This window comes from Streptomyces sp. NPDC049627 (genome assembly GCF_044465645.1).
In the GTDB taxonomy this organism is placed as follows: Bacteria; Actinomycetota; Actinomycetes; order Streptomycetales; family Streptomycetaceae; genus Streptomyces.
This window is the reverse complement of the sequence record NZ_JBITLW010000001.1, coordinates 111,279-134,314: the sequence shown is the minus strand read 5'-3', so window position 1 is coordinate 134,314 and position 23,036 is coordinate 111,279. Positions and strand designations below refer to the sequence as shown.

Below are 23,036 nucleotides of genomic sequence, written 5' to 3'. Positions count from 1 at the left end.
CAACCAAGTACCCCCAAATCCCTTGCCGGACCTGTCCGTTGGCCGATTGCCGCCCCTGACCGGAGCATGGGCGGCGCACTAGCGTGGGAACCGTCCGTACCGGCGCGTCTGGAGACCCGGATGAGCGCAGACAGCACGTCCCGGCCGCTTCGCCCCATGCACCGCATCAGCCTCCCCGAGCCCGGACCGCCCCGGCTCGGCACCCTCGCCACCGGCACCCCGGTGTGGATCGTGACCCGGTACGCCGAGGCGCGGCAGGTGCTCATGGACCCCCGGTTCAACAGGAGTGCGCTGCACGCCCCGGACGCGCCGCCCCTGCTCGTCGTACCGAATCTGCTGGACTCCCCGGACGGGCTCGTCAACCAGGACGGCGCCGCCCATCAGCGGCTGCGCGGCACGGTGCAGCGGGCGTTCACGCCCCGGGCGATCGCCCGGTGGCGGCCGTGGGTGGACGGGGTCGTCGCATCGCTCCTCGACGACTTCGCCGAACAGGACCGGCCCGCCGACATCATCGAAGGCTTCACACGTCCCCTGCCCGTCTCGGTGATCTGCCGCCTGATGGGGCTGGAACACGTGGACCGCGACCGCATCCGGCACTGGGCCGACCACGCCCTGTCCGGCGGCGCCCACACCGCGGAGGAAGTCCGCGCGGCCATGCTCGAGTTCGGCGAGTTCGCGGGCGAACTGGTCGCCGAACGCCGGAAGGCGCCCGCAGACGACCTGGTGAGCGGGCTGGTCGAGGCCGGCGACGGCCTCGGGATCGACGAGCGCCGGCTGGTCACCCTGGTCTGCGGCCTGGTCGTCGCCGGGCACGAGACCACCATGACGGCCCTAGGCAACGCCGTCGTCTACCTCCTCACCGACGGGCGGGCCGCCTGGCACGGACTCGCCGAGGACGGGGAGGCGGCGGCCACCGCGGCCGAACACCTGCTGCGGACGATCCCGCTCAGCGAGGGCCGCGTCCTGCCCGGCCTGATCCGCCGCGCCGTCGAGGACACCGAGATCGGCGGCGTGCTGATCCCGGCGGGCAGCGTCGTCGCCGTCCAGACCAACTCCGCCGGCCGCGACCCGGACGTCTTCCCGCCCGGTGAGCCCGACCTCTTCGCACCCCTGACCTCGCCCAGCATCGCCTTCGGCGCCGGCCCCCACCACTGTCTGGGCGCCTGGCTCGCCCGCCTGGAACTCGAACTGGCCCTCCACCGCCTCGCCGCCCGCTTCCCGCGGCTGCGCGCCGAGTTCACGCCCGAGACGATCGAATGGCGGGAAGGACAGATGACGCGGAGCCCGCGCAGGTTGCCCGTGTCGTGGTGAGGCCATCGCCACACCCCCGTACACCCGACTGCGCCGCAACGTTTCTGCTGACGTCAGTAGCATGAGTCCGCCACCCGTGATGATCATGCGAGGAGCGGATCGTGCGAGAGATCGCCGTGTTCAGCGGCAGTGCCCACCCCGAGCTGGCCGCGGAGGTCTGTGCGCATCTGGGCGTGCCGCTCAGCCCGACCAGGGTCAGCCGGTTCGCCAACGACTGCCTGGAGGTGCAGCTTCAGGCCAACTGCCGGGAACGGGACGTCTTCCTGATCCAGCCGCTGGTCCGCCCGGTCCAGGAGAATCTCGTCGAGCTGCTGCTGATGTGCGACGCCGCGCGCGGCGCGTCCGCGCGCCGGATCACCGTCGTCATGCCGCACTACTCCTACGCCCGCTCCGACAAGAAGGACGCGCCCCGCATCTCCCTCGGCGGCCGGCTCGTCGCCGACCTGATGGTGGCGGCCGGCGCGAGCCGGGTCCTCGCCATGACGCTGCACGCGCCGCAGGTGCACGGCTTCTTCACGGTGCCGGTCGACCACCTGCACGCGCTGCGCGAACTCGCCGCGCACTTCCGGCAGTACGACCTCTCCCGTACGACCGTCGTCTCGCCCGACCTCGGCAACGCCAAGGAGGCCGCCGCGTTCGCGCGGATGATCGGCGCCCAGGTGGCCGCCGGCGCCAAGCAGCGGTTCGCGGACGACCGGGTCAGCATCAGCTCCGTCATCGGCGAGGTGTCCGGGCGGGACGTGATCGTCCTGGACGACGAGATCGCCAAGGGCAGCACGGTCCTGGAACTCCTGGACCGGCTCCGCGAGTTGGGGCCCCGGTCGATCCGGGTCGCCTGTACGCACGGCCTGTTCGCGTCCGGGGCGCTCAAGCGGATCGGCGAGCAGCCCGACGTACTGGAGATCGTGTGCACCAACACCGTGCCGGTCCCGGCCGAGGAGCGCACCGACAAGCTGCGGATCCTCTCCATCGCCCCGGCGCTCGCCGAGGCCGTGCGCCGCATTCACAACGGGGAGTCCGTCAGCGCCCTGTTCGACGCGCCGGGAACCGAATAGACAGGAGGGAGCGGAGCAGTGCTCCGTCTGACCCGGATGCACGGCTCGGCATCACCGGATGCTCAGGAGGGCTCGCCATGGCGAAGGCGAAGTTCGAACGGACCAAGCCGCACGTGAACATCGGGACCATCGGTCACATCGACCATGGGAAGACCACGCTCACGGCGGCCATCACGAAGGTGCTGCACGACAGGTATCCCGGCCTGAACCCCTTCACGCCGTTCGACCAGATCGACAAGGCACCCGAGGAGCGGCAGCGCGGCATCACCATCTCGATCGCCCATGTCGAGTACCAGACCGAGCGCCGGCACTACGCGCACGTCGACTGCCCGGGGCACGCGGACTACATCAAGAACATGATCACCGGCGCGGCCCAGATGGACGGCGCGATCCTGGTCGTCGCCGCCACCGACGGGCCGATGCCGCAGACCAAGGAGCATGTGCTGCTGGCCCGGCAGGTGGGCGTGCCGTACATCGTCGTCGCGCTCAACAAGACCGACATGGTCGACGACGAGGAGATCCTGGAGCTCGTCGAGCTGGAGGTGCGCGAGCTGCTGACCGAGTACGAGTTCCCGGGCGACGACGTCCCGGTGGTCAAGGTCTCCGCGCAGAGGGCCCTGGAAGGGGACCCGCAGTGGGCCCGGGCGGTGCTCGATCTCCTCGACGCCGTCGACACGGCCGTCCCGGAGCCGGAACGCGACGTCGACAAGCCGTTCCTCATGCCGATCGAGGACGTGTTCACCATCACCGGGCGCGGCACGGTCGTCACCGGCCGGATCGAACGCGGCAGGTTGCTCGTGAACAGCGAGGTCGAGATCATCGGCATCCACGACCAGAAGACGAAGACCACGGTCACCGGCATCGAGATGTTCCGCAAGCTCCTCGACGAGGGCCGGGCCGGTGAGAACGTCGGGCTGTTGCTGCGGGGCGTGAAGCGGGAGGACGTCGAGCGCGGGCAGGTCGTCATCAAGCCCGGATCGGTCACCCCGCACACGGAGTTCGAGGCGCAGGCGTACATCCTGTCGAAGGACGAGGGCGGCCGGCACACGCCGTTCTTCCAGAACTACCGCCCGCAGTTCTACTTCCGCACGACGGACGTGACGGGCGTGGTCACCCTGCCCAAGGGCACCGAGATGGTCATGCCGGGCGACAACACGAGCATGCACGTCCAGCTGATCCAGCCCATCGCCATGGAAGAAGGACTGAAGTTCGCCATCCGCGAGGGCGGCCGGACGGTGGGGGCCGGGCAGGTCACCAGGATCCTCAAATAGCCGCCACTACACGGCGGATGACGGCGTCATAAGGTGCCGGACGTGGTCTCGGGCTGGTCCAGGGCCGCGTCCGGCGTCGGATGCGGGGGCAGCAGCCGGGACAGGCCGGTGATCCTGAGCACGCGCAGGGTGAGCGGGTGGGTGCAGACCAGGTGCAGCTGTCCGCCGTGGTCGAGGACCTGGCTGCGGGCGCGGTACAGCAGACGCAGCCCGGAGCAGTCGAAGAACTCGACACTCCTGAGGTCGATCACGATCCGGGCGTCCGGGCGGGTCGTCACCCGGTCCAGATGCGGGACGATCTCCACCGCCGCCGCGATGTCGATCTCGCCGCGGAACTCCAGCACCGTGTGGTCCCGGTACCGGTGGACGCGCAGATGCCGACTGAACGGCGCAGGATCCTGCTGCACGACGACATCGCCTCCAACCTGCTCACTTGCGGCGGGGTGCCCAAATCCAGTCCCCGCACTGCAAGTTACCCTCGATCGAGCGAATCTGAGCATGTTCGATTGACATATGTCTTTGAATTGCGACAGAGGATGGCCAGGACCGGGCGTCGTCACCGCAGACGGTCGACCAGAGCGAACGCATCCTCGGTCTTGGGGTGTGTCCTGCCCAGCCGGGTGTGCAGTATCTGTGCGCCGCGCTGCGCCAGGTCCGCCGCGGTCGGGTCGTTCAACGCGTGCAGGGCGCGCGCCTTGAAGATCAGGGCGTACCCGATGTACAGGTGGTCGGGTGCGTATCTGGCCTCGCGGATCCGTAGCGCCCGCGAGATCAGCGGTACGGCCGTGGCGTAATCGCCGAGGTCGAAGTGGATGGTCGCCAGGGCCACCAGGTCGAAGCTCACGTACGGGTCGTCCGGCCCGTGTGCCGCCTCGTCGATCCGAAGCGCCCGCTCGGCCAGTGGCAGCGCCGCTCTGTGTTCACCGAGAAGGCACAGGGTCCGGGCGAGCGTGGCCAGGTCCGTCGCGATGACGGGACTGTCCGCCGGCAGGCAGGATTCGTGCAGCCGCAGTGCGCGTTCCGTCAGCCGGCGTGCCGTCTCCGGGGCGTCGAGGTCCCGGTGGATCTGCGCCAGCGTGATCAGGTCGAAGCCGACCTCCGCATCCCGGCCGTCGAGCGACTCGTCGATCGCGAGAGCGCGTTCGCACAGGGGCAGTGCCACCGAGTAGTCCCCGAGCTGGAGGAGGAACTCCGAGGCCAGCCTGAGCAGCACCGCCGTCTCCGCCGCGCATTCGGCCGGCGGATCGCCCTTGGTCACCGCGAGGACGTGGGGGAGCAGTTGCTGCCACCGCGGCCGTGCGTCCGGGTCGCCGTGGATGTCGTGCGGCACGGCCGCGAGCAGCGCACGACACAGTTGGACCCGAGTGCCGGTGTGGACCTCGTCCGGCATCTCGGCCCGGACGGCGGCCTGTACCAGCCGGTGCACCACCAGGGACGCGGTCCCGCGCCTCGCGAGACTCAGACCGGCCAGGGCGCCGACCGTCGTGTCCCACGCCAACGGGTCGGCCGCGGCCACGTTCAGCACGTCGGGGCTGCCGGTGAACAGGTCCAGCGGGATCGACTCCGGCGCCAGGAGGGCACACAGCTCCAGCAGCCGCACCGCCTGCGGCTGTTCCGTCTCCAGCCTTCGCACGCTGAGCCACAGGGACGCGACCACCGTCGGCCGGTCGGTCGGCTCGCCCAGCGCGATCACGTCCTCCAGCTGCGACGTCAGCAGCGTCAGATACTCCTCCGGCGCCGTGTGGTTGTAGCCCATGTACCCGGCCGCCTGCTCCAACGCCAGCGGAAGGTCCCCCAGTTGCTCGGCGATCCGGTCGGCCACCGCCGCGGTCATGCCCGGCACCCGCCGGACCAACAGCTCCACCGATTCCCGCCTGGCGAAGACCTCCAGGTCGATGACCCCGGCGCTGCCCGACCAGCCACTCACCCTGGTCGTGACGATGACATGCCCGTTGCTCGCCAGGTCGCCCGACGGCAGCGCGTGTGTGAGCGTGCCCGGTTTCTCGCCGTTGTCGAAGATGATCAGCCAGGGCCTGCGGTCCCGCAGCTTGCCGTACACCCGTGGGGCGGCCTGGTCGGAGTTCACCCCGGTCAGCCCCAACTCATCGGCGAGCGAGACGAACTGCGGAGCCACCAGATCGGGGCGCTCGGCGTTCACGAACGCAACGAACCGGTACTTCGCCAGGTAGCGGTAGGCGTATTCGACGGCGAGCTGGGTCTTGCCGACGCCACCCATCCCGTGGACGACCAGCATCGCCACGTCGTTCGCCGAGGTGAGGCGCTGCCGCATCTCCCGCAGGGTGGCGTCGCGACCGGTGAAGTCGGAGTTGCGCGGAGGCATTCCGTAGGTCTTGGGCTCGGGCGGACCCTGCGTACGCCGGCGGCGCGGTGTCTGCCACAGCCCGGTCAGCGACAGAGGCACCAGGAGGAGGAGTACCAACCACGGGTGCACGCGCACGAAGTCGAGCGGCCCCGGCCAACGGCTCTGCCCGGACGCCGCGTTGAAGGCGAGGCTGCCGACGAACAGTACGAGCAGACCGGCCACCGCGCGGGCCAGTGTTCGCCCCATGGCTCCCTCTTCGGTAGGACAGTGACCCCGACGATCATCAGCCGGCGCGATCCTAGCCCAGGGGCCGCTCCGGCAGCACCGTCCGGCCGCGGGCGTGACTTACGACAGCGCGTGCCAGGCCTTGGAGAGTGCCTGGCGGAACTGCTCCGTCTGATGGGCCGTGAGGTCGCGCACCATCCGCTCCTCCAGCTCCCGCACGGACCGCTCGTACTGTGCGAGCAGCTCCCGGCCCGAGTCGGTCAGCAGGATCAGCAGCTCGCGGCGGTTGCGCGGGTTGCGCTCGCGGCGGACGAGCCCGCGGGTCTCCAGGCTCCGTACGAGATCGGCGATCGACTGCGCCGTCACGAAGGAGTCGCGCGCCAGCTGGGCGGCCGACAGTCCGTCGTGCCGCTGCAGCACGGTGAGCGCGGTGTACTGCAGCGCGGTGATCCCGGACGGCTTGACCAGCTCGTCCAGGTGGGAGCGCACCACGAGCTCCACCTGCTTCACCATGTAGAGAAGCGACGGAGGTGCCTTGGTTACCTGGGCGTCGAGCATGAGTTCAGCCTAGAGCATTGACAGGATTCCTGTCTGTAATGAGACTGCGGACAGACAGGAATCCTGTTTGTTGAAATCTTGGCAATGAGGCTGAGGAGAGGCGATGACCACCTTCGAGATCGAACCCGGTCGGCTGTTCATCGGGGGGCAGTGGCGCGAGGCCGCCGGCGGAGCGCGCATCGAGGTGGTCGACCCGTCCCGGGGCGAGGTCCTCACCACCGTCGCGGACGCCGAAGCCGCCGACGTGGACGCCGCCGTGCGCGCCGCGCGGGACGCCTTCGACGACGGCGTCTGGTCCGGGCTGAGCGGCCGCGAGCGCGGCAGGGTGCTGCACCGCATCGCCGAGCTGATCCGGGAGAACGCCGACACCATCGCCGAGCTGGAGAGCCGCGACGTCGGCAAGCCGATCACGCTCGCCCACGCCGTCGACGTCACCAACGCGGCCAACGACTACGAGCACTTCGCCGCCCTCGCCCACTCCCTGGACGGCTCCGTCCGGGACACCCCCATGAACGCCCTCGCCTACGTCCGGCGCCGGCCGATCGGCGTGGTCGCGGCGATCACGCCGTACAACTTCCCGCTGATCCTGGCCGGCTCGAAGATCGCCCCGGCGCTCGCGGCGGGCAACACGGTGGTGCACAAGCCGGCCGAGGAGACCCCGCTCAGCGCCCTCTACATGGCCGACCTCTTCAAGCGGGCCGGTGTCCCCGACGGTGTGGTCGACGTCGTCACCGGCGGCCCCGCGGCCGGCGAGGCACTGCTGCGGCACTCCGGGGTCGACAAGGTCGCCTTCACCGGCTCGACCACGGTCGGCCGGAAGGTCGCGGCCATCGCCGGGGAGTCGCTGAAGCCCGTCACCATGGAGCTCGGCGGCAACGCGGCCCACCTCGTCTTCGAGGACGCCGACCTGGAGAAGGCCGTCGGCGCGATCATCAAGGCCTTCGTCTTCAACACCGGGCAGTTCTGCATGGGCGGACCGCGGCTGCTGGTGGCCCGGCAGGTCTACAGCACGGTGCTCGGCATCCTCGCCGACGCCGTGCCCGGCGTTCCGCTGGGCGACCCGCGCAAGCCCGAGACCGTCATCGGCCCGATGGCGGGGGAGCGGCACCTGCGCAAGGTCGAGGAGTACGTCGACCTGGCCCGCGAGGAGGGCGGCCGCATCGTCTGCGGCGGTGAGCGCCTCGACCTGGACGGCGGCTACTACTACAGGCCCACCGTGATCGCCGACCTCGCGAACGACTCCCGGGTGGTCCAGGAGGAGATTTTCGGCCCGGTCCTCACCGTCCAGCCCTTCGACTCTGAGGACGAGGCCGTCGAACTCGCCAACTCCACGCCGTACGGCCTGGCCTCGGGCGTGCAGACCGGCAGCCTGGCCCGCGCGCACCGCGTCGCCGACCGGCTCCAGGCCGGCATCGTCTGGGTCAACGACTGGGCCATGCTCGACCCCGCGGTCCCCTTCGGCGGCGTCAAGGACTCCGGCTTCGGCCGCGAGTACGGGCCCGAGGCGCTCGACGCCTACACCACCACCAAGTCCGTCGTCGTCTCGCTCGACTGAGCGTTCCTGCCAAGGAGTTCGTACGATGTCCATCCCCACCCGTGCCGCCGTCGTCGAGTCCGGCGGAGCGCCCTTCACCCTCTCCGACGTCGAACTCGACGAGCCCGGACCGCACGAGGCCGTCGTCCGCATGGTGGCGACCGGCCTGTGCCACACGGACCTCGGCGTGGCGAGCGGCGGACTGCCCTTCCCCCTCCCCGGCGTCCTCGGGCATGAGGGCGCGGGCGTCGTCGAGGCCGTCGGCCCGTCCGTGACCGGCGTCGCGCCGGGCGACCACGTCGTGCTGTCCTTCACCTCCTGCGGCGAGTGCCGCAACTGCCGGGGCGGCCACCCCGCCTACTGCGCGACCTGGCTGCCGCTGAACCTCATCGGCGGCCGCCGGGCCGACGGCACCAGCACCATCAGCCGGGACGGCGAGGCCCTCGGCGGCCACTTCTTCGGGCAGTCCTCCTTCGCCGAGCGGGCGGTGGTGGACGAGCGCAGTCTCGTGAAGGTCGACCCGGAGGTGCCACTCGCGTCGATCGCCCCGCTGGGCTGCGGGGTGCAGACCGGAGTCGGCGCCGTCTGGAACGTACTGAAGCCGGTCACCGGCAGCACGGTCGTCGTGCTCGGCGCCGGAGCGGTCGGCCTGTCCGCGGTGATGGCGGCCGCCCTCACCCCCGCCACCACGATCGTGGCCGTCGACCGGGTCGGCGAACGCCTGGAGCTGGCCAAGGAGTTGGGCGCCACCCACACCGTCAACGCGGCCGAGGCCGACCTCGGCGAGGCGCTCGCCGGGATCACCGGCGGCCAGGGCGCCGACGGCGTCGTGGAGACCACCGGCAACGTCGGCGTCCTGCGCCAGGGCGTCGACGCACTCGCCGCCCGCGGCACCCTGGTCGTCGTCGGCGCCCCGCCCTTCGGTACCGAAGTCGCCCTGGACGTCAACGGGTTGCTCGGCGGCAAGCGGGTCGTCGGCCTCACCCTCGGCGACGCCGAGACGCAGACCTTCATCCCGTCCCTGGTCCGGCTGGTGAAGGAGGGGCGGCTCCCGCTGCACCGCCTGGTCAGCACCTATCCGTTCGCGGACATCGACCAGGCGGTACGGGACATGGGGGCGGGCAAGGCGATCAAGCCCGTGCTCACCTTCTGACCCAGGTCAGTCCACCACCAGGACCAGCTTCCCCGTGGTCCGGCCGGTGTCGCCGAGCGCGTGTGCCTCGGCGGCATCGGCCAGCGCGAAGGTCCCGGCGATCTCGGCGCGCAGCTCGCCCTTCTCGACGAGGTCCACGATCGCCTGCATATCGGCGCGGTCGGCGTCCACGAGCATCCGCAGGGCCCGTACGCCGAGCCGCTCGGCCTCCTCGAAGAACTCCTCCGACCCGACCGGCAGGATCGAGACGACGAGCCCGCCGGGGCGCAGTACCCGCAGCGAGCGCTCGGACGTCTCGCCGCCCAAGGTGTCCAGCACCACGTCCACGTCCTTAACGGCCTCGGCGAAGTCCGTCTCGCGGTAGTCGATCAGCTCGTCCGCGCCGAGGCTCCGCAGGAACTCGTGCTTGCCCGCGCTCGCCGTACCGATCACATACGCGCCCCGCGCCTTCGCGATCTGCACGGCCACGTGCCCGACCCCGCCGGCGGCCGCGTGGATCAGTACACGCTGACCGGGCTGCACGTCCGCGTACTCGACCAGGGCCTGCCACGCGGTGAGGGAGACCAGCGGCAGCGCGCCCGCCTGAATGTGGTCGATCGACGCGGGCTTGTGCGCGAAGGCGCGTGCCGGCGCGGTGACGTACTCGGCGTGCGAGCCGTGGCCGAACGGGTAGGACAGCATGCCGAAGACCTCGTCGCCGGGCTTGAACCGGGCCACGCCGATCCCGACCGCTTCGACGACGCCGGAGACGTCCCAGCCCAGGACGAAGGGCGGCTCGCCGAGGAAACCGCCGGTCGCGCGGTGCTTCCAGTCGGTCGGGTTGACGCCCGCGGCGCGGACGCGCACCAGCACCTCGTTCGGGCGCGGGGCCGGGCGCTCCACTTCTACTTGCTTGAGGACCTCGGGACCACCGAGGACGTCCTGGCTGATGGCTCGCATCGTGTTCACAGTGCTCATGGTGAAACAGCCTGCCGGGAGCCGCCGCCCAGGGAAATGGCACGATGGCCAACCTTCGATAGGATCGTGCCATGAGCGGTGAACGGCATGTGGAACGGGTCGTGGTGCTGGCGCTGGACGGCGTCTACCCCTTCGAGCTGGGCATCCCCAGCCGGATCTTCGGTGCGGCCGACGGCCGGTACGAGGTGCTGACCTGCAGCGTCGACGGCAGGCCGGTGCACAGCAACGCGGACTTCACGATCGGTGTGCAGTACGGACCGGAGATCCTCGCCACGGCCGACACCGTGGTGGTCGCCTCGATGGCGCCCCCGTACATCCCCACGGAGCTGTCCGCGGAGGTCGCCGCCGCCCTCGCGCTGATCCGCCCGGACGCACGCATCGTGTCGATCTGCACCGCTGCCTTCGTCCTCGCCGCCGCGGGCCTCCTCGACGGTCGCAGGGCCACCACGCACTGGCAGGTGACCGAACCGTTCCGGCGCCGCTACCCGCACGTCGACCTGGACCCGGACGTCCTCTTCGTGCACGACGGCCGCATCCTCACCTCGGCCGGCGCCGCCTCCGGCGTCGACGTGTGCCTGCACATCGTCCGCGTCGACCACGGCCATGAGCTCGCCAACGCGGTGGCCCGGCGCTGCGTCGTGCCCCCCTTCCGGGACGGCGGCCAGGCCCAGTACATCGAGCAGCCGGTCCCGGAGAGCGGAGCGGCGAGCACCGCCGCCACCCGCGCCTGGGCCCTGGAGCACCTCGACGAACCCCTCACGCTGACCGACCTCGCCGCCCATGCCCGGATGAGCCTGCGTACCTTCGCCCGCCGCTTCAACGACGAGGTCGGCCTCAGCCCCGGCCGCTGGCTGATCCAGCAGCGCGTCGCCCGCGCCCGGCACCTGCTGGAGTCCAGCGACCTGTCGGTGGACCAGATCGCCGGCGAGGTCGGCTTCGCCACGGGAGCCTCCCTGCGCCAGCACCTGCACGCCGCGATCGGGGTGTCGCCGCAGGCGTACCGGCGTACGTTCCAGGCGGCTGCCGCCCGTTAGGCGTGAACGTTCCAGCTCCCGGCCACGTCGAAGGATCACCACAGCAGGGCAGCAAGGTGAACAGGGGGGCGGGAATGCGCAGAGGGATGGTGGCCGTGGCGGTGCTGTTGGCGACGGCGGTCGCGGGATGCGGTACGGAGGAGCAGAACGCGGTCGTCGAGGGCACGCCGCCGGCCACGCCGTACGACGGGCCGCTGTACGTACCCGTCCGCCATCTCGACGAGGACGGCCCGCGGGCCACCCGCGTCGAGTCGGGCGCCGCGGGCCGGGCGCTGGAGTGCGACGGGCAGATCTACTCCGGCGGCGGCAGCGAACCGTGGAGCGAGGGGGACGGCGGAGCCACGCCCGAGGACGGCCTCGCGGCGTACTTCGAGATGGAGCAGCCCGACCTGCCGCGGTCCGGCTACCGCGTGGAGCGCGAGGAGAAGGGCCGCGTCCTGTTCTCCTACGACGTCGGCGGACGCACCAAGGTCGCGGTCGTCGTCGCCAAGGACCGCGAGGACCGCCCGGGTTGGGGTCCGGAGACCAGCGCCTCCTGCGACCCCGCCGAACTGCCCGAGAGCTTCACGGACTCCCTGGAGTTCGAGATCTGGACCGACCGGGACGGCCGCCGCGTGCCCGTCACCGAGATCAACAGTTCCGTGGGAGCGGCCCATTGCGACTGGCAGGAGGCGCACTTCCTCGAACTCGGCACGTACCGGGACCGCAAGGTGTACGCCCGTGACCCCGAAGGTGTCCTCGAACCCGGCATGCTGACCGCCGCGTACGACGGCGACGTACGCCTGCCCGGCGACGCGCACGACACCGGATACCGGCTCGGCGACTGGCGAGTGTGGCTGACAGATGACAAGTCGATGGCGTATGTGCGCACCCCGGAGGGTGTCGAGGCGTGGCCCCGCGTGAAGGACGGCATGGGCTGCAAGTGAGCCCGCAGTGGATCCGGGCGTCGTTTTCTCCGACTGTTCCGGTCAGTAAAGGCATTTGTCGATGTTTGCTCTCCTGGCGGAGAGTGATGGAACCCTCACTTCCGCCGAGCTGCGAGGTTGATCCTTTTGCGTTCAAACCCGATAAGCTCCCGTTCGGCGCTGCGAGTTGACTCGGTCCTGATCGGTCATCTTGTGGTGCGTACTCATGAGTGCGATCGCCTTGCACACCCCCCTTGATCGATCGTTGCCTCGAAGGATGCAGATGGAACTCGCCACTCCGCCGCCGGCGGCGCGGCCCCCTGTCGCCTGGTACAGCTGGTGGCTGATGCCACTGGCTTTAGGAGGTGGGACGGTTGCCGCCACGTTCATGAGCTCGGAGCGAATAAGCGCCGGTGTCGCCGGTGTCGCGGCGACCGCGGCCAGCGCCGTGTGCGTACGCCTCCTGTTGCGTACCCGGGCGCAGCTGACCAGGTCCGAGGGTGAGTTCCGCACCTCGCAGGCCGAGCACTCGCAGCAGTGGCAGCAGCATGTGGCGGGGCTGGAGCGGAAGTTCAGCGCCGACCGCGCCGCCCTGGAGAGCGCCCTCGCCGACCAGTCCGGCGCCTACGAGGCCCAACTGGCCGAGCAGGCGCGGGCGTACGAGGAACGGATCGCCGAGGCGAGCGCCTCCTACGAGGAGCGCATCGCCGCCCAGGCCACCTCCTACGAAGCCCAGCTCGCCGACCAGGCCGAGATCTGGCAGGAGCAGCTGGCCCACCAGCTGGCCGCGGTCACCCGGCTCGCCGACGAACAGCTGCCCGAGGCGCTGCGGCACCTGCGTGAGGGCGACGCGATCGACGACGTCCTGCCGACGGTCAACCAGTGCGCGAAGGTCAGTGCCGAACTCCAGGCCAACCTCCGCAAGGTCCTGCGGACTGCGCTGATCGGCGTCGAGGAGGAGTTCAACCGCTCCACCTCCGCGGAGCAGGCCGTGGTCGGTATCGGCAACCGTATCCACGTGCTGACCAGCAAGCTGCGCGGCCGACTGCACGAACTCCAGGGCGAGCACGGCCGGCTGCCCGCCGTCGCCCGCGGCCTGATGGAGCTCGACCAGGCGATCGGCCCCGCCGACTGTCTCGCCGCCAGCATCAGCGTCCTCGGTGGCTCGGACCGGCCCGGCCGGCAGTGGCAGGAGCCGCAGCGCCTGCTCAGCGTGGTCCGCGGCGGCATCGGCCGGATCAAGGACTTCCACCGGATCGACGTACGCCATCTGCCCGAACTCGGCGTCGACGGCGGCCTGGTGGACCACCTCACGCTCATCTTCGCCCACCTGCTGGACAACGCCGCCCGCTACTCGCCGCCCACCGAGCCGGTCCTCGTCTCGGGCAAGGAGGTCCCGAACGGCGTCGGCATCGAGATCCAGGACTCCGGCAAGGGCCTGAGCGAGGAGAAGAAGCGCGAGGCGGAGCACGCCCTCGCCGGCACCGCCCCCGGCGCGGGCCTGGGCGGTATCTCGGAGGACGCGAACATCGGTCTGCGCGTCGTCGGCATCCTGGCCCGCCGGTACGGCATCCGCGTCACCTTCGCGGACTCGCCGTGGCTGGGCACCTCGGTGGTGGTCGTGGTTCCGCACAAGTACTTCAGCCAGCTGCCCGCGGCCGCCTCCGCCACCCCGGCGGCGACCGCCCCGACGGCACCGGCCGCCGCCGTGTCCGCCCCGGCCCGCGAAGAGCGCGCCGAGGCCCCGGCCCCGGCCGATACCGACGACGGTGTGGACACCACGCCCGGCGGCCTGCCCCGGCGCCGCAGCAGGCGGCACGAGGCGGCGCGCCACGAGCCGGCCCCGCGTCCGGAGCGGAGCGAGGAGACGACGTCCGTCGCCGCCGTTCCGCCCGACGCGTCCTTCGCCGGTCTGGCCGCCTTCGCCACCGCGGGCCGTGAGCCCGGCGAGGACGGCACGACGGCCGACGGCCGCGAGTCCACCGAGCAGCACCGCACCGAAGAGAGCGACTAGTCCCATGACGCAACAGGGAACCGACGTGAGCTGGGCGCTCCGCGACCTGGTCGAGAGTATCCAGGAGATCAACTTCGCCCTCGTGGCCTCCAGCGACGGCAAGGCCATCACCTCCTACGGCGCCGAGGACCCCGACGACGTCGACCGCTTCGCGGCCGTGGTGGCCGGACTGCAGGCGCTGGCCCAGCCGGTCGCCGAGCAGTTCCCCAAGTACGCGGGGCAGCTCAGGCTGGCGATGATCGAGGTCGACGGCGGCCACCTCTTCGTCGTACGGGCCGGTGTGGAGACCTATCTCGGCGTCCTCGCCCGGGAGGGCCTCGACCAGGGCCTACTCGGCCATCAGATGAGGGACCTGGCGCGCAGGATGGGCGAGTTGCTCGGCACCACTCCGCGCCTGGAGGAGCACTCTGGATGAGTGCTCCCCGCCGGCCCACGGACCCGTCCGGTCTCGAGCGCTATTACGTCCTCACCCGGGGCCGTAGCGGACCGGGCGGTTCGGCGTCGAGTCTCGACGTGGCGACCCTCATCGTCTCCCGCACCAGCCCCGCACCGGGGATGCAGCACGAGCACGAGGAGATCCTCCGGCGCTGCCGCGATCCGCTGTCGGTGGCCGAACTCGGCGCCCACCTCGGATTGCCCTTCAACATTCTCGCGGTGCTGCTGACGGATCTGCTGGAGGCAGGCCACGTCGAAGCCCGTGACCCCATCCCGGCACACTCCGCCGGCCGCGGGCCCGACCTCGCGCTCCTTGAGGAGGTACTCAGTGGACTTGAAAGGCTTTGACCGTCCCGGTGGGCCGGGCGGCGGCGCCCGCTCGGTCAAGGTGATGATCGCCGGTGGCTTCGGCACGGGGAAGACCACCATGGTCCGCTCGGTCAGCGACATCAAGCCGCTCACCACCGAGGAGACCCTCACCCAGGCCAGCGCGGACGTCGACCACCTCATCGGCGTCGCCGACAAGACGGAGACCACCGTCAGCCTGGACTTCGGGAAGATCAGCCTCAACGACAGCCTGATGCTGTACCTGTTCGGCACGCCCGGGCAGGAGCGGTTCTGGTTCCTGTGGAACGGCCTGTTCAAGGGCGCGCTCGGCGCGGTCGTCCTGGTGGACACCCGCCGCCTCGCCTCCAGCTTCCGGGCGATCGAGGAGATGGAGCGGCAGGACGTGCCGTTCGTCGTCGCGCTGAACGTCTTCCCCGACTCCAGGGACTACCCGGTCGAGGAGATCCGGGACGCCCTGGACATCTCCCCGCACATCCCGATCGTGGCCTGCGACGCCCGCGACCGGGCCTCCAGCCGTGACGTCCTCGTCACCCTGATACGTCACTTGAAGGAACGCTCTGCCGTCGCACTGGAGTCCCGATGAACGCCCAGCCCTTAAACGATCCCGAGGTGCCGCGCGGCTGCCCCTTCGGCCATGACACCGAGCTCACCCGGCTGTACGGGCCGGAGGCGGCGACCGACCCGCACGGCATCTACGAGCGGCTGCGCAAGGAACACGGCTCCGTCGCGCCGGTGCTGCTGGAGGGCGACATCCCCGCCTGGCTGGTGCTGGGCTACCGGGACAGCCGGCGAGTGCTCGACAACCCCCTCCACTTCCCCCGGGACGCGCGGACCTGGCGGGACTGGCGGGAGGGCCGGGTCGCGGAGAACTCTCCGCTGGTTCCGATGCTCGCCTGGCGCCCCGACTGTGTGTCCCAGGACGGCGAGGCTCACCGCCGGCTGCGCGGTGCCGTCAGCGACGGGCTGCAGTCCGCCGCCGGCCGCGGTGTCCGGCGCCACGCCACGCACTTCGCCAACAAGCAGATCGACGCGTTCGCGGACTCCGGCCGCGCCGATCTGGTGGCGGACTACGCGGACTTGCTGCCGATGCTCGTGATCGCCCGCGTTCTGGGGCTCGCCGAGGCGGAGGGGCGTCGCCTGGTCGAGTCCTGTGCCCAGGTGATGAAGGGCGGCGAGGACGCCGTCATGCACGACGGCGTGATCAGGGAGATCTTCGGTGAACTCGCCGAGCGCAGGCGGTCCGAACCCGGCTCCGACCTCGCCACCAGCCTGCTGGAGCATCACGCGGCGCTCGACCACGACGAGGTCGTGGCCCACCTGCGCGCGGTGCTGATCGCCGCACACGTCACGACCAACCTGCTGGCCCGGGTGCTGGAGCTGGTCCTGACCGACACCTCCCGGCTCTCCGGGCTGATCAGCGGTCAGCTGAACATCTCGGCGGTGGTGGAGGAGGCCATGTGGAACTCTCCGCCGCTGGCCGTCCTGCCGGGGCGCTTCGCCGCCAGCGATGTCGAACTGGGCGCGCACCGCATCGAGGAGGGCGATCTGCTCGTGCTCGGTCTCGCCCCCGGCAACCTCGACCCCGAGGTCCGGCCCGACCCGGATGTCTCGGTGCAGGGCAACCAGGCGCACCTGGCGTTCGGCTCGGGCCCGCACGAGTGCCCCGGACAGAACATCGGGATGTCCATCATCGAGATCGCGGTGGACGTCCTGCTGCACCGTCTGCCGGGCCTGCGCCTGGCCGTGCCGCCGGAGGAGCTCACCTCGACCGCGTCCACATGGATGTCCCTGCTGGACTCCCTGCCGGTCGAGTTCGAGGTATAGGCCCCAGGACGCCGCTGCCCGGCCGGGTGATCCGGCCGGGCAGCGGCGTCATCTCATGGGGGTTTCCGGAACAGGATCGAGGCGTCAGCCGTCGAGCCAGTCGCCCGCGAGCTCCGTGGGACGGTATCCCGTGGCGTTCCAGAGGAAATGCGGGTGGGCGCAGCCGAACATGTAGGCGAGCAATGCGGTGTCCTCCCTCCCGGTCTCAGGGTCGTGCAGGGCGTAGAAGAACTCGGACCCCACCGCGCCGGAGTCCTGCTGGACCTCACGAGCGCGGGCCGTGGACGGTGCGGCGCCGGATGCCTCCACGGCGGCGATGTACGTGCGGCGAAGGATCTCCCATGTGCTGTCGGTGCTGCCGTGCCAGGGGCCGTGCAGCGCTTCGAAGGCATGGAGCTCGGCGTCGAAGAGGGGCCATGTCCCGGGGTGCTGGGCCCGGCAGCGTGCGGACAGCTCGGCGGTCCGGGCGCTCAGAGCCGGCGCGGTGGGCCGCGGGGCGAAGGTGAGGGTGGTGCCGTCGGTGAGGATGCCGGTGCATGCGTTGGGCTGAAGGTCGCACAGCGGGCACTCCTCGGCCGGGGGGAGGCCCTGGGTGATGCCGTCGAACCACAGGCCGTGCCGGCCGGTGAGCCCCAACCACACGACGGTGCTGGTCATCAACCAGCTGTTCCACATCGGGGGGTGCGCCTCGGGCATGCAGCCGTACTTGACCATGGCGATGGCGCAGGCAGCGTAGAGGGCCTTGGTGTGGGTGGGTATGTCCGCGAGCCAGAAGTTGCTGATCTCGCCGGTGAGGGCGTCGGCCCGTACGTCGACCATGTCGTCGATGACGCGGCACAGCAGCAGGGAGGCGAGGTGTTCCTCCTGCCAGAGCTCGGTGTCGGGCGAGACGTGCCAGAACAGGCAGTCCATCATCTGCAGGACCGAGTAGGTGCTCTGGCCGAGCGGATTGGTCTGGGGGAGTACGACGCTGCCCTCGTGGTGCTGTTGGAGCCAGTACTCGTCCACGGAGCGCTTGTGGGCCGCGTAGAGCCCGCAGACCAGGGCCCGGGCGGTGTTGGTGCTGAAATTCTCCGCCAGGCGGCCTTCGATGAGTTGGGTGAGGCGCGTGGTGTCTATGGTGTCGATCACGCGTTTGTACTCGTGGAAGAGCAGGATGTCGTCCTCGAAGCGGTGGCGGTAGCCGAGGTCGCGTTCGAGGTCGTTCAGCTGCCGGGCCAGGACCCATCCACCGGTCAGGACGCTGTCGAGTTCCCGGTGGTACGGCCAGGTCTTGACGGTGAGGGGGCGACCGGCGCTCTGGCGCCAACCGTAGTCGGCCAGTGTGCGTGCGGGGGCCGTCGGCAGCCGACGGCACAGAGGGCACGTGCAGACCGCTGTCTGCTCCTCCTCGCGCGGCGGGGTGAGCGCCCGGCTCCTCCAGGCCCCTTCCAGCATCGTGCAGGTCAGTCGGCAGACCTCGACATCGGTGCTGACTTGGGGGAAGGCCGCTTCGATCACGCGCAGGCCGGCGTCGAGCCGCCTCAACCTGGCGTGGCCCTCCTCGTCGGGCGGGAGGAAGGCGCGCGGCGCCAGATGGAGGGCTCCCTCCACATGCAGCGTGGTGCCGGAGTGGGGGGATCCGAGCGCGTCCAGCCGCTGTTGAGCGGCGTTCTGGCAATCTCGGTACTCATCCGTGCGCCCCTTGATGTGTTTCCCGAAGAGGCGGGTCAGGGCGTTCGCCGCCTCCGCCGGCTGGAGCTGGGCGCCCGGCTCCGCCGGGAGAAAGCTTTCGGTAGACGTCTGCGGACCACCGCCTACGACTCGAGAATTCACACCGGTTTCCCTTCAAGCGGCGGTCCTGGCAACGGAATCGATCGGCCGTGGTCGGGCAGCGCAAAGTCCCCCCGCCCCTGCCTGCGGGCGGTCACCGTGACCGCCCGCGTACTCGAACTGGCTTTCGCTGTCCGAAAGTTGAACCGGAAAGCGGTACGAGACTGCCCAGAGCGTAAATGATCTACGCGTAACCGGACCGTGATGTCCGTTACTGCTCAGGCCTCTTGAGCTGCGTATACTCGCGCGCCCCCGACGTAAGTGAGAGATACACGGGTTTCTGCGATCGCCTCGACCGGCCCGTCGAACGGATCGCGGTCCAGGACGACGAGATCCGCCAGCGCACCCGTGCGCACCTCGCCCGTGTCGTCCAGGTGGTTCACATACGCCGAGCCCGCCGTGTAGGCGGCGAGCGCCTCGGCGAGTCCGATCCGTTCGCCGGACAGGAACACCGGCGTGTCGCCCCCGTCCGGTGTCACGCGGTTGACCGCGACATGGATGCCGTGCAGCGGATCGGGGCTGCTCACCGGCCAGTCGCTGCCCGCCGCGAGCCGTGCGCCGGAGCGCAGCAGGGAGCCGAACGGGTACTGCCACGCGGCCCGTTCGGGACCGAGGAACGGGATCGTCAGCTCGTCCATCTGCGGTTCGTGCGCGGCCCACAGCGGCTGGATGTTCGCCGTCGCCCCGAGCCGGGCGAAGCGCGGCACGTCGGCGGGCTGGACGACCTGGAGATGGGCCAGGTGGGGCCGCGTGTCGCTCGGTCCGTTCGCGGCCCGCGCGGCCTCGAGGGCGTCCAGCGCGTCCCGTACGGCCCGGTCGCCCAGCGCGTGGAAGTGGCACTGGAAGCCGAGCGCGTCCAACTCGGTGACGTACTCGGGCAGTTGCCCGGCGTCGATGAAGGCGGTGCCCCGGTTGGCGGTCGCGCAGCCGCACTTGTCGAGGTACGGGTCCAGCAGCGCCGCCGTGCCGGTCTCGGCGACACCGTCCAGCATCAGTTTCACGGCTCCAGCCCGGAAGCGGCCGTGGGTCAACGCGGCCCGCCGTTCGACCAGTTCGGGAATCTGCTCGGCGCCCCGCTCGCGGTCCCACCACAGTGCGCCGACGACACGCGCGGTCAGCGAGCCGTCCCGCGCTGCCGCCAGATACGCCCCCGACGGGTCGTCCATGCCGAGGAAGTCCCCGACCAGCGCGTCCTGCCAGGCCGTGATGCCGAGCGCGTGCAGATGCCGCTGGGCGTGCAGCAGGGCGGCCAGCCGGTCGGCCGGTGTGGCCGGCGGGGTGAGCCGTCCCACGAGTTGCATCGCCCCCTCCTGGAGGGTGCCGCTCGGTTCACCGCAGGCGTCCCGGTCGATCCGCCCGTCGGCCGGGTCCGGTGTGGCGCGTGTGATGCCCGCGAGCGCGAGGGCGCGGCTGTTGACCCAGGCGCCGTGATGGTCGCGGTTGGGCAGATAGACGGGCCGGTCGGGCACCACCGCGTCCAGCAGTTCCTTCGTCGGCGTACCGCCCTCGAAGGCCTCCATCGACCAGCCGCCGCCGGTGATCCACTCCCGCTCGGGATGCGCGTCGGCGTACGCCCGCACCGCGGCGAGCGTCTCGTCCGCCGTCCGCGCTCCGGTCAGGTCGCACTGGGTCAGCTCCAGCCCCGCCGGCACCGGATGGACGTGCGCGTCCTGGAAGCCGGGCAGCAACAGCCGCCCCGCCAGGTCCACCACCTCGGTCCGCGGCCCGGCGAGTTCGTGCACCTCCTCGTGTCCTACGGCCGTGATGCGGTCGCCGGTGACGGCCACGGCGGTCGCGGTGCGGCCCTCGGGAGTGAGGACGGGGCCGCCGGTGAAGAGGAGATCTGCGTGCATGGTCCGTTTCCTGGTAGGGGTTCAGGGGGCTATCGCGAGGTGGCGAGAAGCTGCGGCGCGTCCGCGTCGGTGCCCTTGCCGGTGCGGAAGAACGGTGACCGGCGCACCCACCTCGCCCAGGCGGCGGCCACGAAGCCCGACGCGATCATCGCCACCGGGGTGAACAGCAGGAACCACCCGTTGTCCGCGCTGACTTCGAAGTGGTCGGCGGAGGTGGCGAACGACCAGCCCAGGTAGCCGCCGAGGCCGAGCAGCACCGTCGCGCTGAGCGCGGGCAGCACCACCGCCCGAATGCCCTGCCGCCAGTCCTCGCGCAGCAGCGAGCGGAACCGCACCGCCGCCGCGATGGCCGTGAGGGCGTAGGACAGGGCGACCACGATGCCCACGGCGCTCACCGTCGCCATGATCATGTCGGCGAGGCGCGGGATGACCAGCGCCAGTGCCGCGACCAGTGCCGCCAGCGCGCCGATGAGCACCGTCCCGGCCGCCGGAGTGCCGTACCGCGGGCTGATCTTGGACCACACCGGCCCGAGGGTACGGTCCCGGCTCATCGCGAACATCGCCCGGGCCGTGGGGATCACACCGGCCTGCAGGGAGGCGACGGCCGAGAACATCAGGGCGATCAGGGGGAGCGCCGCCCAGGGCTGGGACGCCAGCCGGTCGCCGAAGAAGGCCAGGCCCTCCGCGCCGTGGCCGACCAGCTCCTCCTCGGACAGGACCCGCTGGAAGGCGACCGAGCCGAGCAGGAACAGCGCCAGCATGGTGAACAGGGTGGTGATCCCGGCCCGGGACGCGTCGCGCGAGTCGCGCACCTCCTCGTTGACGCTGAACGCCGCCTCGAAGCCCCAGTAGCAGAACACCGACAGCAGCAGCCCCTGTGCGAGTGCCGTCGCCGACGGGATCGCGAACGGGTCGAACCAGCTCAGGCTGAAGTCGTGCGGGCCGGTGACGATGCCGTAGCCGCAGAAGCCCAGCAGGACGACGTACTCGAAGACCAGCAGCCCGGCCTGCAGGCGCGCGGCGGTACGGATACCGGTCACGGCGGTCAGCGTGACCGCCACCAGCACCAGGATGCCGACGGCGGTGGTCTGCGCGGTGGAACCGGGGTCCAGCGCGAGGCCGCCCACCCGGTGCAACCCCGCGTCCCCCGCCAGCTGGAGCAGCGCCGAGCCGGTCACCGCCGTGGTGTACGCGAGGAACGCCACCACGGCCACGATGTTCACCCAGCCGACCATGAAGCCCAGCCAGGGGGTCAGCGAACGGCCCACCCACACATAGCCGTTGCCCGCGTTGGGCTCGACCTTGTTGAGCCGGGAGTAGGCGCCCGCGATGCCGAGAACCGGCAGGAACGCCAGCAGCATGATCGCGGGCAGGTGCAGGCCGACCACGCCGGCCGTCACACCGAGCCCGATGCCGATGCTGGTGGTCGCGGCGGTGCTGGACGCGGCGATGGCGACGCCGTCCAGGACGCCGAGGGACTTGCGCAGCTCTGGCCGCGCCGGCGGGTCGACGCTGGGGGACTGCTGGTCGGACATGGCCGGTCTCCGCTCGCACCGGGGGCCTGGGCGGCCCCGATGAGCGGACATGAAACTGCCCGGGGGGTTAACAGGTCAACGGTGTTGTCATAAGGTGCCGGCACCCGACCGAGGGAGGCAGTCCATGAGCGAGCGCGTCGTCCCGCCCGGCGCCCGGCAGCGCAGGCGCCCCACCAAGCAGGGCGTCGTCCTGTCCGAGGAGCTGATCGTCGAGACGGCCCTGCGGCTCATCGAGGAGCACGGGGCCGAGGCCCTCTCGGTGCGCCGCCTGGGCCGCGCCCTCGGCGCCGACCCCAGTTCGCTGTACCGGTACTTCCGGCACACCGACGACCTGATGCTCGCCATCGCCGACGAGCTCATCGGCCGTACGCTGCGCAGCTGGCGCCCCACCGGCGACTGGCGCGCCGACCTGCGCGACCTCGGCCTGCGCATGCACGCGGGGGCTCTCGCGCAACCCCGGGCGGCCGTGCTCAGCTCGTACCGGGTGACGGGACGGGTGTACGAGATCCAGGCCGTCGAGACCATCCTCGGCGTGCTGCGCGGCGCCGGTTTCCCCGACGCCGAGGCGGTGCGGATCTACCACGCGTTCGTCGACCAGGCCCTCGCCCACGGCGCCCTCGACTCGGCGAGCGCGGCGATGCCGCAGGCCGCACAGCGGGCCGAGGCGGCCGTCTGGCGGGCGACGTACGCGCGGCTGCCCGCCGACACCCACCCGCACATCGCCGCCACGGCCCGCCATCTCGTGGCGGAGATGGCCCGCAGCTCGTATCCGGCGGCCCTGGACCTGCTGCTCGACGCCGCGGCGGCTCGGCTGGCGGAGATCTCGCCCCGGCCGCCCCTACCCGTCCCGTCCTCCAGGGGCTGAAAGAGCCTCGTCCTCAACCTCCCC

20 protein-coding genes are annotated in these 23,036 nt (G+C 70.9%); 13 read left to right on the top strand and 7 right to left on the bottom strand.

Going from position 1 to position 23,036, the window contains the following annotated elements; translation table 11 throughout:
- Positions 1-120: 120 nt before the first annotated feature.
- From ACIBU0_RS00590 to tuf, 3 genes are all read left to right on the top strand, one after another.
- Positions 121-1,311, top strand: a complete 1,191-nt coding sequence (locus tag ACIBU0_RS00590; protein WP_398809478.1) for a cytochrome P450 — start codon at positions 121-123, stop codon at positions 1,309-1,311.
- A 101-nt stretch (positions 1,312-1,412) separates the two neighbouring features.
- The gene (locus tag ACIBU0_RS00585) at positions 1,413-2,366 is read left to right on the top strand and encodes a ribose-phosphate diphosphokinase (protein ID WP_398809477.1); all 954 of its coding nucleotides are present in this window, start codon (positions 1,413-1,415) and stop codon (positions 2,364-2,366) included.
- A 77-nt stretch (positions 2,367-2,443) separates the two neighbouring features.
- Positions 2,444-3,637, top strand: coding sequence for an elongation factor Tu (tuf, locus tag ACIBU0_RS00580; RefSeq protein ID WP_398809474.1), 1,194 nt, complete (start codon positions 2,444-2,446; stop codon positions 3,635-3,637).
- Between the two features lie 26 nt (positions 3,638-3,663).
- On the opposite strand, the gene ACIBU0_RS00575 is transcribed toward tuf, so the two are convergent.
- The 3 genes from ACIBU0_RS00575 to ACIBU0_RS00565 all read right to left on the bottom strand — a co-directional run bounded on the left by ACIBU0_RS00575 (position 3,664) and on the right by ACIBU0_RS00565 (position 6,743).
- A complete protein-coding gene (locus ACIBU0_RS00575; protein WP_398809471.1) occupies positions 3,664-4,044 on the bottom strand; it encodes an anti-sigma factor antagonist in 381 nt (126 codons plus the stop codon).
- A gap of 149 nt (positions 4,045-4,193) precedes the next feature.
- Complete coding sequence (fxsT, locus tag ACIBU0_RS00570) at positions 4,194-6,206, bottom strand: FxSxx-COOH system tetratricopeptide repeat protein (RefSeq protein WP_398809468.1); 2,013 nt, start codon at positions 6,204-6,206, stop codon at positions 4,194-4,196.
- A 99-nt stretch (positions 6,207-6,305) separates the two neighbouring features.
- Positions 6,306-6,743, bottom strand: a complete 438-nt coding sequence (locus ACIBU0_RS00565; protein WP_398809466.1) for a MarR family winged helix-turn-helix transcriptional regulator — start codon at positions 6,741-6,743, stop codon at positions 6,306-6,308.
- Positions 6,744-6,846: 103 nt separating this feature from the next.
- Between ACIBU0_RS00565 and ACIBU0_RS00560 the strand changes: the two genes are divergently transcribed.
- Both ACIBU0_RS00560 and ACIBU0_RS00555 read left to right on the top strand, forming a co-directional pair.
- The gene (locus tag ACIBU0_RS00560) at positions 6,847-8,298 is read left to right on the top strand and encodes an aldehyde dehydrogenase family protein (protein WP_398809463.1); all 1,452 of its coding nucleotides are present in this window, start codon (positions 6,847-6,849) and stop codon (positions 8,296-8,298) included.
- A 25-nt stretch (positions 8,299-8,323) separates the two neighbouring features.
- Complete coding sequence (locus tag ACIBU0_RS00555) at positions 8,324-9,430, top strand: NAD(P)-dependent alcohol dehydrogenase (protein WP_398809460.1); 1,107 nt, start codon at positions 8,324-8,326, stop codon at positions 9,428-9,430.
- Between the two features lie 6 nt (positions 9,431-9,436).
- Here the strand turns inward: ACIBU0_RS00555 and ACIBU0_RS00550 are convergent, their stop codons facing one another.
- A complete protein-coding gene (locus tag ACIBU0_RS00550) occupies positions 9,437-10,387 on the bottom strand; it encodes an NADP-dependent oxidoreductase (protein WP_398809457.1) in 951 nt (316 codons plus the stop codon).
- Positions 10,388-10,458: 71 nt separating this feature from the next.
- On the opposite strand from ACIBU0_RS00550, the gene ACIBU0_RS00545 reads away from it, so the two are divergent.
- The 7 genes from ACIBU0_RS00545 to ACIBU0_RS00515 all read left to right on the top strand — a co-directional run bounded on the left by ACIBU0_RS00545 (position 10,459) and on the right by ACIBU0_RS00515 (position 16,947).
- On the top strand, positions 10,459-11,421 hold the full coding sequence (locus ACIBU0_RS00545) for a GlxA family transcriptional regulator (protein ID WP_398809455.1): 963 nt from the start codon (positions 10,459-10,461) through the stop codon (positions 11,419-11,421).
- 74 nt (positions 11,422-11,495) lie between these two features.
- A complete protein-coding gene (locus ACIBU0_RS00540; protein ID WP_398809452.1) occupies positions 11,496-12,347 on the top strand; it encodes a hypothetical protein in 852 nt (283 codons plus the stop codon).
- A gap of 262 nt (positions 12,348-12,609) precedes the next feature.
- Positions 12,610-14,340, top strand: coding sequence for an ATP-binding protein (locus ACIBU0_RS00535; protein WP_398811691.1), 1,731 nt, complete (start codon positions 12,610-12,612; stop codon positions 14,338-14,340).
- Between the two features lie 4 nt (positions 14,341-14,344).
- Positions 14,345-14,755 carry a roadblock/LC7 domain-containing protein gene (locus ACIBU0_RS00530; protein ID WP_031485587.1) on the top strand — a complete coding sequence of 137 codons (411 nt, stop codon included), beginning with the start codon at positions 14,345-14,347 and terminating at the stop codon, positions 14,753-14,755.
- Entirely contained in the window at positions 14,752-15,123 is a 372-nt protein-coding gene (locus ACIBU0_RS00525; RefSeq protein WP_398809447.1) for a DUF742 domain-containing protein, read from the top strand. The genes ACIBU0_RS00530 and ACIBU0_RS00525 overlap by 4 nt, the downstream gene beginning before the upstream one ends.
- The gene (locus ACIBU0_RS00520; RefSeq protein WP_398809443.1) at positions 15,104-15,706 is read left to right on the top strand and encodes a GTP-binding protein; all 603 of its coding nucleotides are present in this window, start codon (positions 15,104-15,106) and stop codon (positions 15,704-15,706) included. The genes ACIBU0_RS00525 and ACIBU0_RS00520 overlap by 20 nt, the downstream gene beginning before the upstream one ends.
- Positions 15,703-16,947 carry a cytochrome P450 gene (locus ACIBU0_RS00515; protein ID WP_398809440.1) on the top strand — a complete coding sequence of 415 codons (1,245 nt, stop codon included), beginning with the start codon at positions 15,703-15,705 and terminating at the stop codon, positions 16,945-16,947. Before ACIBU0_RS00520 ends, ACIBU0_RS00515 begins: the two co-directional genes overlap by 4 nt.
- 84 nt (positions 16,948-17,031) lie before the next feature.
- On the opposite strand, the gene ACIBU0_RS00510 is transcribed toward ACIBU0_RS00515, so the two are convergent.
- From ACIBU0_RS00510 to ACIBU0_RS00500, 3 genes are all read right to left on the bottom strand, one after another.
- Positions 17,032-18,762, bottom strand: coding sequence for a hypothetical protein (locus ACIBU0_RS00510; RefSeq protein ID WP_398809437.1), 1,731 nt, complete (start codon positions 18,760-18,762; stop codon positions 17,032-17,034).
- 215 nt (positions 18,763-18,977) lie between these two features.
- A complete protein-coding gene (locus ACIBU0_RS00505; RefSeq protein ID WP_398809434.1) occupies positions 18,978-20,612 on the bottom strand; it encodes an amidohydrolase in 1,635 nt (544 codons plus the stop codon).
- Between the two features lie 29 nt (positions 20,613-20,641).
- Entirely contained in the window at positions 20,642-22,147 is a 1,506-nt protein-coding gene (locus ACIBU0_RS00500; protein WP_398809431.1) for an APC family permease, read from the bottom strand.
- Positions 22,148-22,271: 124 nt separating this feature from the next.
- Between ACIBU0_RS00500 and ACIBU0_RS00495 the strand changes: the two genes are divergently transcribed.
- A complete protein-coding gene (locus tag ACIBU0_RS00495; RefSeq protein ID WP_398809428.1) occupies positions 22,272-23,012 on the top strand; it encodes a helix-turn-helix domain-containing protein in 741 nt (246 codons plus the stop codon).
- Positions 23,013-23,036 lie beyond the last annotated feature (24 nt).